Raw genomic sequence first — 17,423 nt, forward strand, 5'->3', positions numbered from 1 at the left:
CGGGCAGGGGACGTCGCTGATGGCCAACACCGGAACCCTCGATGCCGACCATCGCCGGATCGAGGATGACCTCGAGACGCGGTCCTACGTCGCGCGTACGGCAGGGGTTATGGCGGCGCTGCCCGCCGTCACCCGCGAGATGGTGCGCGACCGGCTGCTGGGCGATGCCGATGTCCGGGTGATCGGCGGCTATCTGGCGGCGTTGCAGGCGAGCCTTGCTGCATTGGGAATGAAATACCTCGTCGCTGGGCGAATCGAAGGCCCGCTGCGCAGCTGGCTGACCATCGATACCCATGAAAGCGGGTTTCCGGTCTGGCAGGAGATTGCCCAGACCGCCGCGGACGCGGCGCAGGCAGCGACCGAACTGGGCCGCACGCCGCCGGCCGAAACGATCAAGGATGACATGATCCGACAGATCGTCGGCGATCGGGTCCTGCCGACCCGGCTGCAATATGCCCTGTCACAGCGCTATTACTACGAGGCGTTGGCGGCGGGCGGGCTGTTCTGGCCGCAAATGCACCCGCAGGCCGAGGGGCAGGGCCAAGCCGGCAGCCGCCGCCGCTGGCTGATCCACTGGGCGATCTACGACAGCCAGTTGAACGTGCCGGTGATCTACCTGCTCGACTGCGACGACAGCGGCCGCAAGCCGCTGCCCGAGGATTCGCGCCGCTGGCCCGAGGCGAGCGCACATCTGTTGGCGCAGTCGGTGACCGCGCTGCAACTGGTCACCATAGCGCAAGGGTTCGACCGGGATTTCGACACCCTCCACCCCCGTCGCCTGCGGCGCCTGACACTCGGCCCGATATATTCGCGCCTCTTTACCGTGCAGGAAGGCCCGATCCGCCAAGTGCTGGACGATGCACACGCGCCCCAGGGTGAGGATTGGGCGTTGGCCATGACCATCGAGGAGTTGCGCGCCGGACGCGCGGTGATGGAGGCCTCGGGCCTTTTCTCGGTGGTCGAGCGCCAGATCTTTGACCTCGACCCGCTGAACCAGCACGGCGCGGGGCAGGGCGCCACGTCGGCCGCGCGTGTGCTGGTGCTGCCGGCGCGGCCGTTTCAGGCGTTGTCCGAACTGGACCCGGAGGGGTTTCGCAACGTGCGCAAGTACGTCGTGGCCCCGGGCGATACGGTGCGCGGCTATGCGTGACGGCGCAGGATCAGGGCCGCTGGGCCGGGAAGGCGAATGATGGATACCCGTGACGCGATGGAACTGCCCGAGGCGAAGATTCGCGCCCAGTATCCGCAGGCGCTTTCGCTGCTGCGCGGGTTTGACTACGCGCCGCGCATTGCAACGGCGCAGGCGCCGGCGCACGGCCCAGAGCGCGCGCCCGGCTTCCCGCCCCCGGCCCGCTTTCGCTCGACCGTGCCGGGGCTGGCGGGGCGTTCCACCGCCCGGCCGGGCAGCGTCAATCTGGCTGAGCGGGTCGAGGCGATCTCCGGCGACGATCTGCCCTCCGCGGCGGCGGCCACCGTGTTGCGCGATCTGCGCCGGGCGCTCGCCATCGCGTTGGCCCTGGGCGATGAAGTCTCGCAGCGCAGCGGCGCGGCCGAGTTGAAGCGGCTGAACCTCGACGGCCGCCTCACGCTCGATCGCAAGCCCGAGTTCACCGAGATGCTGGCCGTCGAAAGCCTGGCGGTGCTGGCGACCTTTGCCAATGCGGCGGCCTTCCTGCTGGCCGATCAGGCCGGGCCCGAAGCGCCCGACATCGGGCCAGTGTCCGAGGTGCTGACAGACGCCCCGCACACCGCCCTGCACGGCGCGCTGTGGGAACTGGACCAGAAGCTTGCCACCCATGCCAGCGACGACAAGACGCTGGTCGCCGTCACCCTGGCCTATGCCGAGGCGCTCGCCGCTGCCGTCCGCGCCCGCGCCGAAAGCGCGCCGCGCACCGAGGTATTCACCGGCGCCAGCTGGCGCGTCGCCGCCGACGATTTGCCGATCACGGGCTTTGCACCCGCCGCGCGCAGCCGCGGCAAGCCGCTGGCGATGGCCTTCAAGAAGCCCGAGGAGGTGGTCGGCAACGCCGCCGCCAAGCACCAAGCGATGCGCCTGGCGCGGATGATCGTCGCCTATGATTTCGACCGACGCCTCAACCCCTTTGTCGAGCTTGGGGGCTTCATCTTCACCTTTCTCGGCGACGGCAAGCCGGGCACCGGGAAGACCACGCTGATCCAGATGATGGCCGGGCTGATCAACGATTACTGCACCGTGGCCGGCTATCCCTTCGTCTATCGCAACCTCGGCATCGACAATGTCGACAGCTACCAGGGCAAATCCGGCCAGAACGCGCGGGCTTTCATCGACGCTGTAATCGACCCGGCGGTGATCGGCTTTGGCACCGTGGACGACATCGACCAGGTCGCTGGCCGGCGTGGCGATCGCCAATCCTCCAGCGGCCAGCAAGAGATCACGGCGGTGCTGATGGACGCCTTCGCCGGCGCGTCCACCGTGGTGCGCGGCAATGCCACCTTCGGCATGTTCTCGAACTACGCCGAGGCCATCGACGACGCGCTGCGCCAGCGAGCGGGGGCGCGCTTCCTGATCGACGGGCCGAAGTCGCGCGAGGATTACATCGACATCTTTGCCCTTCTGCTGGGCAAGCGCCACGACATCCCGGTCGGCGAGCATGACCTGATGAAGGCGCAGGCGATCAGCACGGCGGTCTCCGAAGGCTACGAGCGTCACGCCCGCCCGCAGGAGGCCGGCCTTGCCAAGGTCTGGTCGCAGGTCGAAGCGCAGCTTGGCCCGATGGACACGCTGGCCGACTTCGGCACCTACCTGCACGCCATCGCCGAGGCCGAGCCGCGCTTTACCGGCCGCGCGGTCAAGAATATCACCGACGCGATTAAGCTGCGGGCCATGGATTTCGACATGCCGGACGAGTGGTTTGCCTCGCCCGAGCCATTCCTGCACCAGCCTTACGACGTGAAGCTGCAGATGTTGGAAGCATTGCGCCAGCCGATCACCCCGGAAATGGTCCTGCAGGAGATCAACCGCTACGCCGATAGCGAATGGCGGTATAGCGGGACCAGCGACGAGACCGCGATCGAGGATGCGGTGCGCGGCATGGAGCGCGCGGCCGAGGCGCGGCGGCGGTTCGAGGGGGCGGCGCGATGATGCATTGGAGCGCCGATGTCTGGTCGGCCGTCGCCAGTTGGATCATGGCCGTTGCATCGGTCGGCGCCTGCGTCGTTGGCCTGTTCGGCCTCTGGACCTGGAAAAAGCAGGACATGTGGAAGGCCGACAAGGACCTTGCACGGCGCATGCTCTTGACCCTGTCGCATTACGAGAATGCCGTGCGCGCCGCCGTCAACATGCCGGCGACCGCGGACCCCTCGACCGACCGCCGCGCCGTTGCGCAGGCGAGGGCCGAGGTCCTGCCCCTGTCGCAGGAGGCCGAGGCGGTCTGGGGCAAGGACTTTCCTGCCGACCGACTGGCACAGGCGCTGCGCCTTGAGGGCGAGATTTTCGCCACAAGCGCTGATTCCCCCGACCACGCGTTAGGCGCGAGTCCCACACATTCCGGCATCCTCGACCTTCTGCACCGCGAGTTGCAGCACATAGAGGCGGTGCTGCGCGGCAAGTTGGGGACGCGCAGATGACCGGTGTTGCCACGCTCATCGAAAAAGGCCTGATGTTCGGCGGTCTGATCCGCGTCGATTCCCCGGCATGGGTCGCGCGCTATAACCGCGCCTTGCAAAAGCTGATCGGCAAGCAGACCGCGCTGAGCGAGTTTCACATCGACCTCAGCGGCACCTCGCCCGAGATCGGGGACGAATTGGGCGATCTGGACTACCTCGACCCGCAGGGCGGCACGCGCCAGTTCATCCTGCTGACGACAGAACAAAAGACCGCGCCGCTGCTGAACGTCGATCTGTCGGTCGAGCGCGAGATCCTGCGCCGCTTTATCGTCGCCAATGAAAGCCAGCTTTTCACCCTGACCGCCCGCGATGCGGTCGTGGGCGAGATGGACGAGGGCGTATGGCAGATCGCGTCGCCCGCCGATCTGCTGGGCATCCGGCATTTGCGGGTGACTGCCGACACTACCGGGGACCAGGTGGCGCAAAGCGCCCGTCTGACGGCGATGATCGACCGCTTTCGCACCGAGCGCGATGCCTGGTGGGACGACGTGCTGATCGCCCAGATGATCGAGCAGGCGCAGAAATCGGGCGATGTCACCCGCAACCCGGTCCGCCTCGGTCAGACCGAGTTCGAGGTCGGTGATTTCTGGACGGCCGAATTCGGGGGCGTTTATGTCATCCGCTCGGCGCGGGAGCCGGCGGTGATCTTTTCGGACAAGACAAAGCTTCGCCCGCTGCAGGGCGCGCAGTCGTTGAGCGTCGATCAGCCCCATGCGATCGCCGCCTGGCTGGCGCGCAACGGGCTGGCGGATTCGCTGGCCTCGACCCGCTCGGCCGGAACAGCGGCACTGCTTCGCCAGAAGATCGACTTTATCCTCGTCGATGCAGCGGTGCGGCTGGAGATCGACACCGGCGCTGGTACGCGTGCCGACCTGCGCCGCGCCGTCGGGCGCATGGGCGACGCGCTGCCGCCCGAGGTGCGCAGCCTGTCGGCGCTGGCCAGCTATATCGAGCATGGCGGCGACTGGCCCGTGATCGACAGCGCCGATCCAGCCTATTTCTATGCCGTCCGGGCGACGCCCGGCCCGGCCCGCGACGTCATCAACATGCTGTTGGCGGAACTCGCCCCGCATGACGTTCGGGCGCTGTTCATTCTCAACAAGCCCTTGTTCTACCGCCTCTATCGCGGCTGGGACGCCGCCAAGCAGACCTACGTCGCGACCCAGCTTGAGCAGGAATACATGCTCGACAAGCAGGGCACCCGCGCCGCGCTGTTCGGGCCGGAGCCGGGGATGGCCGATCCGGTCGGCGCGCCGGCGGCCCCAGCCATTGTCGGCCCGTGGGGCGCCCGGCAGGCGGCTGCCACCCCATCGCCCTGGGGGCCGGCGCGATGAAGTTCGTGCGCCTCGCTGCACTGGTCATCGCGCTGGAGGCGGTCCTCTACGTCGTCCTGTCGATCTATCTGCGCTCGCTGGAGCGAGAGCGGCTGGAGGAGGCATGGGATGAAGTCAACCCCGGCCGCGGCGGCGACAGCCCAGCCAGACAGGAATTTGTCGAGCGGCGGATGACGGCGTTTCACAAGACCCTGCGCGCGCGGCTGGTAGTGCTGGCGGTGCTGCTGCCCATGGTGGCGATCTCGGTAATCGTCTACTTCGTGAACTATCGGTGATCAGAGGGGGCGCGCGATGCGATATGCAGGTTGGGTGCTGAAGGGGCTGTTTGCCCTGTTGGTGTTCCTGTTTCTCGACTACTCGCTACCCAGTCGCGAGACTGTGCGGATCACCAATACCTACAACAAGCTGACCGACCTCGGTGCCAACAGCATCTTTTATGCGGGCGCCGATACCGGCACGGTCGAGAACCAGCAGGGCCTGCGCGACATCCGGTATATCGACACGATTAAGGCCAATGGCCGGCCGCGCGTCTATCGAAACGAGGATACCGGCTGGATCTGGCCGCCATATTTCAAATACGACAGCTCGAACCTGCAAGCGCGCGCGACGGACCTGAAATCGACTGCCGAAGCGCCCAAATGGGTCAGCGTGACTGCATATGGTTGGCGCGTCGGCTGGCTGACCATCTTTCCAAACGCCATTTCGCTCAAGCCCGTGGCCGGGCCGGACGTGCGCCCGCTGAACTGGGCGGCGCTGGTGATCCTCGGGGTTCTGGGGCTGTTGCTGGTGCTGTTGTGGCGCATTTGGGCGCAGTTCCGCGAGCGGACGATCGACCCGGCGGTGCGCCGCGCAGACGAGACATGGGACCGGCTCGACGCCCGGGCCGACGCCGCACGGGATCGCCTCTCGTCCGAGGCGGGCGAGGCGCGGGGCCGTATCCGCGGCTGGCTGGACACCTGGCGCGGCAAGCCGCGCCGCTGAGGCGCCCGCTTGCCGGCGTCCGGACCCGCGGCTAGGTTTTGCCATCCGCCGCGACGTCCCGTTGCAACCGCATTCGGCCTGCCGCCCCCCAATGCTGCGACCCGAGGCCCCATGTCCAATCTACGACGCAATCCCGGCACTCCGTTCAGCACCGACGCGTTCGAGGGGCTGCGCATCAATACGCCCGCGGTCGAGCGGCGGGCGGCCACCATCCCCACCCGGCGTAGCCTGAAAAAGGAATGGCAGGCGGCTTGGCTCTGCAACGCCGTGCGCTGTATCGACCTGACCACGCTGGCAGGTGATGACACCGAGGCGCGGGTCGCGCGCCTCTGCGCCAAGGCGCGCCAGCCCATCGCCCCTGACATCGCCGAGGCGCTGGGCGTGACAGGCCTCACCACCGGCGCGGTCTGCGTCTATCCGACCATGGTCCGCGCCGCCGTCCGCGCGCTCGGCAACAGCGGCATCCGGGTGGCTTCGGTCGCCACCGGTTTTCCCGCCGGCCTGATGCCGCTGCCGCTGCGCCTCGCCGAGATCCGCTATGCCGTGGACGAGGGCGCGTCCGAGATCGACATCGTCATCTCGCGCGGCCTCGCGCTGCGCGGCGAATGGGCCGCCCTTTACGACGAGATTTGCGCCATGCGCGAGGCTTGCGGGCCGGCGCGGATGAAGGCGATCCTCGCCACGGGCGAACTCAAGACATTCGACAACGTGGCCCGTGCCAGCCATGTGGCCATGCAGGCCGGCGCCGACTGGATCAAGACCTCGACCGGTAAGGAGGCCGCCAACGCGACCCTGCCTGTCAGTCTGGTGATGCTGCGCTGCATCCGCGATTTCGCCGCGGGGACGGGTATCAAGGTCGGCTTCAAGCCGGCGGGCGGGCTGCGCACCGCCAAGGACGCGCTGAACTGGCAGGTGCTGATGCGCGAGGAACTGGGCCCCGACTGGCTGCGCCCGGACCTGTTCCGCATTGGCGCCTCGTCCTTGCTGGGCGATATCGAGCGGCAGCTGCACCATCACGTCACCGGCCGGTACGCCGCAACCCACCGCCTTGCAATTGCCTGAGGAATACCCATGCCGAGCGTGAAGGAGATCATGGACAGCATGGAATACGGCCCCGCGCCCGAGGATGCCGGCGCGGTGCGCGCCTGGCTGGCAGATCGTCCCAGCTTTGGCCATTTCATCAACGGCGCGTTCACCGCGCCCGGTGCGACCTTTGACAGCCGTGATCCCTGGACAGGCGAATTGCTGGCGCAGGTTTCGCAGGGGACCGAGGCGGATGTTGCCGCCGCTGTCGCCGCGGCGCGCGCGGCGCAACCGGGATGGGCGGCGTTGGACGGCCATGCCCGCGCCCGCTTCTTGTATGCCATCGCCCGCACCGTGCAAAAGCGCGAGCGGTTTCTGTCGGTCCTTGAATCGCTCGATAACGGCAAGCCCATCCGCGAGAGCCGTGACATCGACGTGCCGCTGGTCGCGCGGCATTTCTATCACCACGCGGGCTGGGCCGAACTGCTGGCGAGCGAGATGCCGGGCTTTGCTCCCCTCGGCGTCTGCGGGCAGATCATCCCGTGGAATTTTCCGCTGCTGATGCTGGCGTGGAAGATCGCCCCGGCACTGGCCGCTGGCAACACCGTGGTGCTGAAGCCGGCCGAATATACCCCGCTGTCGGCACTCGCCTTTGCCCAGATCTGCGCCGAGGTCGGCCTGCCGCCCGGCGTCGTGAACATCGTGACCGGCGACGGCGCCACCGGTGCGGCGCTGGTCGCGGCCGAGGTGGACAAGATCGCCTTCACCGGCTCGACCGAGGTCGGCCGCCAGATCGCCGCCGCGACAGCCGGGACGAGCAAGCGCCTGACGCTGGAACTGGGTGGCAAGTCGCCCTTTGTCGTCCTTGAGGATGCCGACCTTGATGCGGCGGTTGAGGGCGTGGTCGATTCGATCTGGTTCAACCAGGGCCAGGTCTGCTGCGCCGGATCGCGCATCCTTGTCGCCGAGGCGGTGGCCGATGCGTTCGAGGCGCGGCTGGCCGCGCGCATGGCGGGGCTGCGGGTGGGGCCGCCGCTGGACAAGTCGACCGACGTCGGCGCCATCGTCGATCCGGTGCAAAAGGCCCGCATCCTGTCGATCTGCGCCGATGCGGTGGCCGGCGGGGCCGAACTGGTCGGCGGCGCGGCGCTCGATTGTTGCGCCATCGCGCCGGGCTATCTGCGCCGCGTTGCGCCGGCCAACCCCGGCTGGCAGCAGGAAATCTTTGGCCCCATCGCCACCCTGACAACCTTTCGCACCCCTGACGAGGCGGTCGAGTTGGCGAATACGACGCGCTACGGCCTCGCCGCCTCGGTCTGGTCCGAGAGCGCGACGAACGCCACCGATCTGGCCGCGCAGCTCAAGGCGGGGGTGGTGTGGGTCAACTGCGCCAACATCTTTGACGCTGCTGCGCCCTTCGGTGGCGTGCGCGAAAGCGGCTTTGGCCGCGAGGGTGGCCGAGCGGGTATGTTGGATTATCTGCGCGAGCCCACGCCCACGGCGCAGGCCGCCAAACCGGAAAAGTTGCCTGCGCCTGCCGCCGCCGTGGCACCCGATGCCATTGACCGCACGGCCAAGCTGTATATCGGCGGCGCGCAAAAGCGCCCCGACGGGGGCGCAAGCTATGCGGCCGAGGGGCTGCTGGTCCCGGCCGGCAACCGCAAGGACATCCGCAACGCCGTCGAGGCGGCGCACAAGGCCGGCAAATGGGCCGCCATGGGCGCGCATGCCCGCGCGCAGGTGCTGTATTACCTTGCCGAGAACCTCTCCGCCCGGCGCGACCAGTTTGCAGCCCTGACCTCGGCGGCCGAGGCTGATGCCGCCATCCGCCGCTGCTTTTTCTATGCCGGTTTCGCCGACAAGTTCGACGGCGCGACGGTCCAGACCAAACCCGGCCATCTCACCATGGTCCTGCCCGAGCCGCATGGCGTCATGGGCCTGATCGCACCGGCGGAGGCGCCGCTGTTGGGCTTCCTGTCGCTGGTGCTGCCGGCCATCGCCATGGGCAACGCGGTCGTCACGGTGCCTGCGCAGGCGCGACCGCGCGCGGCGCTCGAGCTTTATCAGGTGCTGGACACCTCGGATGTGCCGGGCGGCGTCGTCAACATCGTGACCGGTGGGGCGCGCGATCTGGCGATGACACTGGCCGCGCATGACGATGTTGCGGCCCTGTGGTTGGCAGGGGCGGGTCAGGATCTGCAGGTACAAGCGGGTGCAGCAGCGGCAGGCAACCTCAAGCCGGTCTGGGCGGTACCGGATTGCGACTGGCTGGGCACGGGCGGCGCTGGGCGCGATTATCTGCGCCACGCCACCCGCCTCAAGACCGTCTGGTTGCCCTATGGCGCCCTGCCGGCGGGGACCGGCGGGGCAGCCTACTAGTCGGACAGATCAGCGGCCGAGCGCGAAGCTCTGGCCTTCGCGGCCGCTGAGGATGGCGCCGTTCGCGTCGGCGACCACGGTCATCGGCAAGCTGAGTAGGCGCATGCCGTGGCGGTTCTGACGCTCGGGCGCGCCGCTGCAGGCCATCGGCGAACCGGCGATGTTGGTGATGAACAGCACGTTGCGGTCATAGGTGTAGTTGCCGGTAAACTCGCCGCAGCCGAACGAGCCGGTGACGGTGGTCAGCCCGGTAAAGGTCATCATCGTGGCGTTCGCATCCTCGACCTTGGTGCCGCCGATGCTGAGGATGCGCCAGCTGCCCGACATCGGGTCGGCACCGGAATCGGCCGAGGTCGTGCCGGTAGGCTCGCATGCGGCCAGCACCGCAACCGCGGCAAGGGTGGAAAGGATCGGTTTCAGCATCGCGGCACCTCGGGTCAGGTCAGGGGGTGATGAGACGGTAAATGAGGGGCTTGTGCACAAACTGGGACAATCCGCCAGAGTTCCGTGTCAAAGATGTCGCGTGACGATGCAGGAAGGTCGCACCCCGCCGTCAGTCCCCCGCCGCATCGTCCTTGTGCCAATAGCTGGTAACGTGGAACCGGTCCTTAGGAAATTGCAATTCTGACAAATGGTTACGAAGGGTGGCGATGGCTTCGCGTTCGGCCCCGGCCCAGATGAAGCCGTCGCCTGCGGGCAGCGGCGTGGCCGACAACAATTGCGTCAACAGCCCGGCATCGGCGTGATCAGTGACGTGCCAGCGGATATCGGCGTCGCGCGGCGCGGCCAGCGGGATGATCGCGGCCTCGTCCTCGACCAGGATCAGGGCGCGCACAGCGGCATCCTGCGGCAGCATTTCCAGCCAGTTGGCGATTGCCGGCAGGGCGGTCTCGTCCCCGGCGAGCAGATACCAGTCCGCCGGCGAGATCAGTGCCGATTTCTTGGGTCCGGCGACGAACAGGTGCTGTCCGACCTGCGCCTGTGCCGCCCATGTGCCTGCAATGCCGTGGCCGTGAAGCACAAACTCCAGCGCCAGCGTTCCTCCCGCCGGGTCGTGGCTGCGGGGCGTATACTCGCGCGAGACCGCGGGCGGGTCTTGCGGCCAATGCAGATGATCGCTGAGTTGGTCCGGCAACGACAGGATGCCGGTATCCGGGTCGGGAAAGAACAGCTTGACGTGATCGTCCGGCCCTAGGCTCTGCAGCGGCGGCTGCGGATGGCCCTGTCGCTCGAACGCACCCATCTGGGGGCCGCCAAGGGTCACGCGTCGCAGCCGGGGCGAGATATCCTCGACGTCCAGAACCTCAAGTTCGCGCAGCGAGATGGGAAAGCGATGGGTCAGGCTCATGGGGGCGACCTTTGCGGGGAATGGCGGGCAGATATCTGAGTAAAACACATAGGTATGTCAAGGCGGCCCCAGCTTCGGTTGTCGACCCCCGCAACCTGACGTTGCGTTTCAGGATCGCTTGCGCGACGCGGATCACTCTCTCACAGGTTTGTTGGGCAGGCTTAAGGTCGGCTTAAGGTGGCTTCCCTAGCCAAGCCGGCATGATGACAAGATTTTTTTCCCTATCCTTCGCGACGCTGTCGCTGCTGATTGTGGTCCTTGCCGCAGGCTGGGCGGGCGCCCAGACGCACAAGCCACCACTGCAACCAGAGGACGCCTTTGCGCTGAGGGTCAGCCAGGACGCCGACGGCGCGCTGAACCTCAACTGGGATATCGCGGACGGCTATTACCTTTACCGCAGTGAGTTGAAGGCCGAGGCCGGCGACGGGCAGGAGCTGTCGCTGTCGCTGCCCGAGGGCGAGACCTATGCCGACCCCTATTTGGGCGAAGGGCAGATTTACCGCCAGAATGTCAGTGCAATGCTGGATCATCCGGTCGACGGAATGACCCTGCATTGGCAGGGCTGCCAGCAGGACGGCATCTGCTACGCGCCGCAAAAGGTCAGTCTGGGTGCCGACGGCAGCGTCCTGCCGGTCGCGAATCGGACCCCCGCGCAGGACGATGGCGGCGTGTCTGCAGGGTCGGGTTGGACCCCGCAGACAGGCATGGTCGACCAAGCAGAGGCTGGCAAAGTTGATGTGGGGCAGGTAGATGCGGGGGCCGGTGGGGCGGAAACTGCGCGGCGGGGGACAGGCACCGGCGTGATCCTCGCGCAGGACCAGGGCCTCGTCCAAGGCCTCGCCGCGCGCGGCGGCGGTGCGCTGGTCATCCTTGGCTTCCTTGGCTTTGGCCTGCTGCTGGCTTTCACGCCCTGCGTCTTTCCGATGTTTCCCATCGTCGCCGGGATGCTGGCCGGGCAGGGCGAGGCCCTGACCGCGCGGCGTGGTCTGGTGCTGACCGGCGCTTACGTTCTGGCGATGGCGGCGGCCTTTGGCCTTTTGGGCATCGCCGCGGCCTGGTCCGGCGCGAACCTTCAGATGGTGCTGCAATCGCCGGCCGCCATCGCCGTGATCGCCGTGCTGTTCGTTCTTCTGGCGCTGTCGATGTTCGGATTTTACGAACTGCAGATGCCCGAGGCGCTGCAGCGCCGGCTCGGTCGGGTCGCGGGCAAGCGTGGCTCGCTGGGCGGGGCGGCGGTGCTTGGCTTTACCTCGGCGTTGATCATCGGGCCTTGCGTCACCGCGCCACTGGCGGGGGCGCTGCTTTATATCGCGCAGACCGGCGACGTGGCGCTCGGCGCGGCGGCGCTGTTCGCGCTGGGGCTGGGGCAGGGCGTGCCCCTGCTGGTCATCGGTCTCTTCGGGCCGCGGATACTGCCGCGCAGCGGCGCTTGGATGGAGGGCGCCAAGCAGGTGTTCGGCGTCATCTTCCTCGGCTTTGCCATCTGGCTGGCGAGCCGCGTGCTGCCGGGACCCGCGACACTGGCGCTGTGGGCGGCGTTGCTGGTCGGGACCGCGGTCTTCCTCGGTGCGCTCGACCGGCTCGACAGCGGCGCGACGCGCGGGCGGCGGCTGGCAGCAGTGCTGGGGGTGCTGCTGCTCTTTACGGGCGTGGTGCAGGGCCTTGGTGCCGCCCTCGGGGCCGTCGACCCGCTGCGGCCGCTGGCGCCCTTGGCGGGCCGCGCGGCGCCAGCAACGGCAGGGGCTGAAGCGCAGTTCGCGCACGTCACCACCGGCGCGGGCCTCGAACAGGCGCTGGCCTCGGGAAGCGGCAAGCCTGCGCTGGTCTATGTCACTGCCGACTGGTGCGTGACGTGCCGCGCCATCGAGCGCGGGCCGCTGGCGGATCCCGCAGTCACCGCGGCCCTCAGCGGCTTGGACGCGATCAAGGTCGATGTCAGCGATTTCAACGCCGAGGCGCAGATGCTGATGAAGGATCTGGCCGCGGCGGGCCCGCCGACCATGATCTTTCTGGACGCGGCCCGGGCCGAGGCCGCGGGCAGCCGGCTGATTGGCATGGTCGACAGCGGCGCGATGCTGTCCTCGATCGGCAAAGTCGGGTCGTGAATGCCGTCTCGATAGGACCGCTGGTGTTTGACGGCGCGCGGTTCGCGGCGATCTTCGCGCTGCTGCTGTTCTTTGCCGTGGCGGAAATCGTCGCCCGGGGCCAGCGGGGGCAGGTCCTGCGCGGCGATCCCGCGCGCTGGACCTGGCTGGCCGCCATCGCCTGGATCATGGGCGCTCGCATTGGCTTTGTCGCCATGAACTGGGCCGAGTTTTCCCCCCATCCTTGGGACAGCGTCAAGTTGTGGCAGGGCGGCTTTCTGCCGGCCGGTGGCTGGGCAGCCGGCCTCGCAGTGTTTCTGCTGGCGATGCTGCGCGATGTGCGCGGCGCGCTCGCGCCGCTGGCCCTGGGCAGCGCCGCGGCACTGGTCACGCATCTGGCGATCCCGGTCGCGTTTCCCATGACCAAACCTGATTTGCCTCCGATGCAACTGATGGCTCTGGACGGCGCCCCGGTCCAGTTGACCGGGCGCGAGCGGTCCGTGGTGCTGAACCTCTGGGCGAGTTGGTGCCCGCCATGCCGGCGCGAGATGCCGATGATGACCGACCTCGCCGCGCGAACGCCGGGGGTGGACTTCATCTTCGCCAATCAAGGCGAGGGCGCGGACCAGATTGACGCATTCCTGCGCGGCGAGGGGCTGCCGCCAGCCGGAATGGTCCGCGATCCGCAGAGCGGGCTGATGGCTGCGCTTGAGGCGATTGGCCTGCCCTCGACGCTGGTTTTCGACGCCGGTGGCCGGCTGATCGGAGCACACACCGGCGAAATTTCACGAGCGGCCCTGGGCCGCATGATCGCTGACGCAGCACCGCGAAGATGAGCCGGACCGGCGCTCTCGGCCAGACAGTAGAAACGAGATGAGCATAACCCGACGCGACATTCTGGCGGGCACCGTCGGCCTCGGTTTGGCCGGGATCGCCGGCGGGGCCTTCCTGCTCAGCATGGACCGGGGCGCGAGCAAGGCCGCCGCCCTCAGTGTCCAAGATGTCCTGCACGATCCCGACAATCCCGTCCTCGGAAACCCCAAGGGTGCGCTGACCATCGTCGAGTATTTCGACTACCAGTGCCCGTTCTGCAAACGCGGCCATTCGATGCTGACGCGCGTGGTCGACGAGGACGGCGATATCAGGCTGGTGATGAAGGACTGGCCGATCTTTGGCGCGCCCTCGGTTCGGGCCAGCCAACTGGTCCTCGGGGCATCCTCGACCGGGGAATATGAAAAGGCGCATTCGGCCCTCATGGCGACCGAGGCGAAACTGTCCGAGGGGCAGATCCGGCAGGTGCTACGCGATGGCGGTATCGACCCCGACGCCTCGCTGGCCGCCTATCGCGCGGATCGCGGAAAATGGGACGGCTTGCTGTCGCGCAATTCCGCCCAGGCGGGCGAGTTGGGTCTGCAAGGCACGCCGGCCTTCATCGTCGGCGCCAAGATCTATCCCGGTGCGCTGGACGAGACCGGACTGCGGGCGATCATCGCCGATGCCCGCGCCGCCGCCTGAGGTCTTAAGGCTGCCTTAAGCCGGCGCCCGTAGCCGTTTCGGGAAACGAGGCGACCGACCAGCCGGGCCGCGCCTGCGCCCGCAGGTTGGCATCAGCCGAAAACACGTCAGGGCGGGGCAAGCCCCGCAAGCCCCACGCCATGAACCATGAAGGAAAAAACATGCATCGTCGAAATCTTGTTCTCGCGGGCGCCAGCCTGCTTGTGCTGCCGACCGTCGCCCTGCCCGCCGCTGCCGCTGCGGCCAGCAATCCGATGCCGGCCGCCCTGCGCAAGGCGCTGGAGCGCGACCCGACCGCCCCGGTACTGGGCAATCCCAATGGCGATGTCACCCTGACCGAGTTCTTTGACTACAACTGCCCGTTCTGCCGCAAGATGGTCGGGCCGATGCACAGCCTGATCGTCGAGGACAAGAACCTGCGCGTCGTGTTGCGCGAATGGCCGGTGTTCGGCGAGGATTCGGAATTCGCGGCGCGCGCCTCGCTGGCCTCGCTGCAGCAGGGCAAATACTGGCAATATCACACCGCGCTGTTCCGCACGAAGGGCCGCGTGACCGAGAAGGCCACGATGCAGGTGGCGCGCGACATCGGCCTCGATATCGCGCGCCTGGAGCGCGACATGGACAGCGAGCAGGTCGAGCGGCACATCACCTCAAGCCACATGCTCGGAGAGCACATGGGCCTTGTCGGCACGCCCAGCTTCATCGCAGGCGACGAGGGCGCCTTCGGGCAATACAGCCTCGACGAGTTGCGCGGCATGGTGAAACGCGCCCGCGCGACCTTGGCCTGAAATATCAGTCCGGCGGCGTCAGAACCGCGCCGCCGCGCAGATAGAGCCTTAGCCAGCCTAACCGGCGGGCAGGATCACATCGGCCTGCTCGCCGCCGCCTTGACGCGGCGACAGGCGCAACTCGCCGCCCATCGCCTGCACGGCGGCCGCCACTATCGAGAGGCCAAGCCCGCTGCCCCCGCCCGACGCGCTCGCCGCGCCGCGATAGAAGCGCTCGGTGACATGCGGGCGATCCGCCTCGGCGATGCCGGTCCCCCGGTCCAGCACGCTGAAGCGCACCGCGTCGCCATCCTGGACAAGCCGCGCCTGCACCACCGCACCACGGGGCGAGGCGAGGATCGCGTTCTCGAGCAGATTGCGAAGCGCGGGCGCCAGCAGCGCCGCCTGCGTGGTGCGCCATTTCGCTTGACCGGTTTTCAGCCGCAACTCGACGCCGCGCGATTTCGCCAGCCCGGCCAGTTGGCCAGCCACGTCGGCAAGTACGCTCGCGCCGTCTTGCGCGGGGGCCTGTGCACTGTCGATGGTGTTCTCGGCCGCCGTCATGTCCAGCAGCTGGCGCACCATGCGGTCGGTGCGATCGACAGCCAGCGTGATCTGCGTCAGCGCCCGCTCGCGCGTCGCGGCATCGGGCGCAAGAGCGGCGATCTGGGCCTGCGTCTTCAGCCCGGCAAGCGGGGTCTTCAACTCGTGGGCGGCAAAGGCGGTGAAGCTGCGCTCGCGCTCGCGTAGCCCCTCGACGCGGCGGAAAAGGCCGTTCAGCGCCTCGGTCATCGGTCGCAGTTCGGCCGGACCGCGGGTCTGCGTCAGCGGGCTGAGGTCGGTCGCCGGACGGCGCGACAGCGCATGGGCGAGGCGGTCCAGCGGCTCCAGCCCGTGGCGCACGGCCAGCCAGATCATCCCCGCCAGCAGCGGCAGGATCAGGATCGCTGGCGCCAGCAGGCCGATGGCAACGCCCCGCACCAGCCTCTCGCGCACGCTGAGGGCGTCGCCGACCATGACGCGGACCCCCAGATCCTCATCGACATGGGTATAGACCCGCCACACCTCACCATCGATGGTGTTTTCGCTGAAGCCGGCCTGCGCCGACAATTGCCCCGAGGGCGCGCCGGCGGATTCGCTCTTCAGCTGGCCGTCAAAGCCCCAGACCTGACAGATCAGCTGGCGCGCGACGTCGTGCCGCCCAGTCTGTGACAGGGCCGGGACCTCGTCCACCAGCCGCGCGGCGTCGGGGCCGGCGATGCCGCCGTTGCGCTGGATCAGCGAAGCGACCATCTGCGCCGATTCCTGCAAGCGCCGGTCCAGCACATGGCCGACCTCGCTGCGGGTGGAATGCTGGATCCAGGCGACGGCCGACAGCCAGATTGCCCCGGTGGCAAGCAGCAGGATGACAAACAGGCGCCCGCGGATCGACGTCATGGCGAGCCACCGTCGGCCGGGTTCAGCAGGCGGTAGCCCGCGCCGCGAACGGTCTGGATGAAGTCGCGGCCCAGCTTCGCGCGCAATTTGTGAACGTGAACCTCGACCGTGTTGCTCTCGACATCCTCCTGCCAGCCGTAAAGCCGCTCTTCCAGCTGCGCCTTGGACAGGATGCGGCCGGGATGTTCGGCCAGGGCGTGCAGGACGCTGAATTCCCGGCGCGAAAAGCTCAACTCACGCCCGCCGATGCGACCGTTCTGCGTGGCGGGATCGAGGCTGAGGCCGTTCCATTCGATCACTGCCGTCGCCCGCCCCTCCTGACGGCGCAACATGGCGCGGATGCGGGCGGCAAGCTCGGTCAAATCGAACGGCTTGCCGAGGTAGTCATCCGCCCCCGCGTCGAGGCCCGAGACACGGTCGCGCACCTCGTCGCGGGCGGTCAACAGCAGGACGGGAATCCGCGATCCCGCCGCGCGGAGTTCGTTCAGCAGATCGAGGCCCGAGCCGTCCGGGAGCATGACGTCCAGCACGACCCCGGCAAAGCCGCCCCCGAGGAGTGCCGCGCGCGCATCAGCCAGCGTTCCGGCGGTATCGGCGGTAAAGCCCGACAGGCGCAGCCCGACGCTCAATCCGTCCAGCAGCAGCGGGTCGTCCTCGATAATCAGCAAGCGCATGGGATGATTTCCTTGCCCGAGATGATCACAGTCTCGCCGCCCATGCTTAAGCGGGGCTTAAGCTCGCGTCTCTAGCTGGTCGGGCGTGATGACAAGATTGTTCCGCCGCTGCTGCGTCGTTTTGTCGGTGGCGAAGGCCCGTGGCCCTCGGTAAACGCCTGATCCCGAGATTGTCCGAGGGGGCGGCTCGGGACGCAGGCCGGACCTTAAGGCTCGCTTAAGGTTTGCCGCCGATA

At 67.8% G+C, this 17,423-nt stretch carries 16 protein-coding genes; 12 read left to right on the forward strand and 4 right to left on the reverse strand.

The window, feature by feature from the left end; all coding sequences use genetic code 11:
- Positions 1-19 precede the first annotated feature (19 nt).
- From DRW48_RS07370 to DRW48_RS07405, 8 genes are all read left to right on the forward strand, one after another.
- A complete protein-coding gene (locus tag DRW48_RS07370) occupies positions 20-1,150 on the forward strand; it encodes a hypothetical protein (protein WP_114075846.1) in 1,131 nt (376 codons plus the stop codon).
- Between the two features lie 36 nt (positions 1,151-1,186).
- Positions 1,187-3,121 carry an AAA family ATPase gene (locus DRW48_RS07375; protein WP_114075847.1) on the forward strand — a complete coding sequence of 645 codons (1,935 nt, stop codon included), beginning with the start codon at positions 1,187-1,189 and terminating at the stop codon, positions 3,119-3,121.
- On the forward strand, positions 3,118-3,606 hold the full coding sequence (locus DRW48_RS07380; protein WP_114075848.1) for a hypothetical protein: 489 nt from the start codon (positions 3,118-3,120) through the stop codon (positions 3,604-3,606). Before DRW48_RS07375 ends, DRW48_RS07380 begins: the two co-directional genes overlap by 4 nt.
- Positions 3,603-4,979, forward strand: coding sequence for a DUF6638 family protein (locus tag DRW48_RS07385; protein ID WP_114075849.1), 1,377 nt, complete (start codon positions 3,603-3,605; stop codon positions 4,977-4,979). Before DRW48_RS07380 ends, DRW48_RS07385 begins: the two co-directional genes overlap by 4 nt.
- Positions 4,976-5,254, forward strand: a complete 279-nt coding sequence (locus DRW48_RS07390; protein ID WP_114077432.1) for a hypothetical protein — start codon at positions 4,976-4,978, stop codon at positions 5,252-5,254. The genes DRW48_RS07385 and DRW48_RS07390 overlap by 4 nt, the downstream gene beginning before the upstream one ends.
- Positions 5,255-5,270: 16 nt before the next feature.
- Positions 5,271-5,960 carry a DUF1523 family protein gene (locus tag DRW48_RS07395; RefSeq protein WP_114075850.1) on the forward strand — a complete coding sequence of 230 codons (690 nt, stop codon included), beginning with the start codon at positions 5,271-5,273 and terminating at the stop codon, positions 5,958-5,960.
- A gap of 111 nt (positions 5,961-6,071) precedes the next feature.
- Entirely contained in the window at positions 6,072-7,022 is a 951-nt protein-coding gene (gene deoC, locus DRW48_RS07400) for a deoxyribose-phosphate aldolase (RefSeq protein WP_114075851.1), read from the forward strand.
- A 9-nt stretch (positions 7,023-7,031) separates the two neighbouring features.
- The gene (locus DRW48_RS07405) at positions 7,032-9,362 is read left to right on the forward strand and encodes an aldehyde dehydrogenase family protein (RefSeq protein ID WP_114075852.1); all 2,331 of its coding nucleotides are present in this window, start codon (positions 7,032-7,034) and stop codon (positions 9,360-9,362) included.
- Between the two features lie 9 nt (positions 9,363-9,371).
- Here the strand turns inward: DRW48_RS07405 and DRW48_RS07410 are convergent, their stop codons facing one another.
- Together DRW48_RS07410 and DRW48_RS07415 are read right to left on the reverse strand one after the other, a co-directional pair.
- Positions 9,372-9,785 carry an META domain-containing protein gene (locus DRW48_RS07410; protein ID WP_114075853.1) on the reverse strand — a complete coding sequence of 138 codons (414 nt, stop codon included), beginning with the start codon at positions 9,783-9,785 and terminating at the stop codon, positions 9,372-9,374.
- A 130-nt stretch (positions 9,786-9,915) separates the two neighbouring features.
- Entirely contained in the window at positions 9,916-10,710 is a 795-nt protein-coding gene (locus tag DRW48_RS07415; protein WP_114075854.1) for a siderophore-interacting protein, read from the reverse strand.
- A gap of 200 nt (positions 10,711-10,910) precedes the next feature.
- Between DRW48_RS07415 and dsbD the strand changes: the two genes are divergently transcribed.
- From dsbD to DRW48_RS07435, 4 genes are all read left to right on the forward strand, one after another.
- Positions 10,911-12,815 carry a protein-disulfide reductase DsbD gene (gene dsbD, locus DRW48_RS07420; protein ID WP_241963412.1) on the forward strand — a complete coding sequence of 635 codons (1,905 nt, stop codon included), beginning with the start codon at positions 10,911-10,913 and terminating at the stop codon, positions 12,813-12,815.
- Positions 12,812-13,630: a TlpA disulfide reductase family protein gene (locus DRW48_RS07425; RefSeq protein ID WP_114075855.1), complete on the forward strand. Its 819-nt coding sequence runs from the start codon at positions 12,812-12,814 to the stop codon at positions 13,628-13,630. The genes dsbD and DRW48_RS07425 overlap by 4 nt, the downstream gene beginning before the upstream one ends.
- A 37-nt stretch (positions 13,631-13,667) precedes the next feature.
- A complete protein-coding gene (locus tag DRW48_RS07430) occupies positions 13,668-14,309 on the forward strand; it encodes a DsbA family protein (RefSeq protein ID WP_114075856.1) in 642 nt (213 codons plus the stop codon).
- 161 nt (positions 14,310-14,470) lie between these two features.
- Positions 14,471-15,097 carry a DsbA family protein gene (locus DRW48_RS07435; RefSeq protein ID WP_114077434.1) on the forward strand — a complete coding sequence of 209 codons (627 nt, stop codon included), beginning with the start codon at positions 14,471-14,473 and terminating at the stop codon, positions 15,095-15,097.
- A gap of 57 nt (positions 15,098-15,154) precedes the next feature.
- On the opposite strand, the gene DRW48_RS07440 is transcribed toward DRW48_RS07435, so the two are convergent.
- Both DRW48_RS07440 and DRW48_RS07445 read right to left on the reverse strand, forming a co-directional pair.
- The gene (locus tag DRW48_RS07440) at positions 15,155-16,513 is read right to left on the reverse strand and encodes an ATP-binding protein (protein WP_114075857.1); all 1,359 of its coding nucleotides are present in this window, start codon (positions 16,511-16,513) and stop codon (positions 15,155-15,157) included.
- Entirely contained in the window at positions 16,510-17,187 is a 678-nt protein-coding gene (locus DRW48_RS07445; RefSeq protein ID WP_114075858.1) for a winged helix-turn-helix domain-containing protein, read from the reverse strand. Before DRW48_RS07445 ends, DRW48_RS07440 begins: the two co-directional genes overlap by 4 nt.
- Positions 17,188-17,423 lie beyond the last annotated feature (236 nt).

Origin of the sequence: Paracoccus suum, assembly GCF_003324675.1 — a bacterium.
Taxonomy (GTDB): Bacteria; Pseudomonadota; Alphaproteobacteria; order Rhodobacterales; family Rhodobacteraceae; genus Paracoccus; species Paracoccus suum.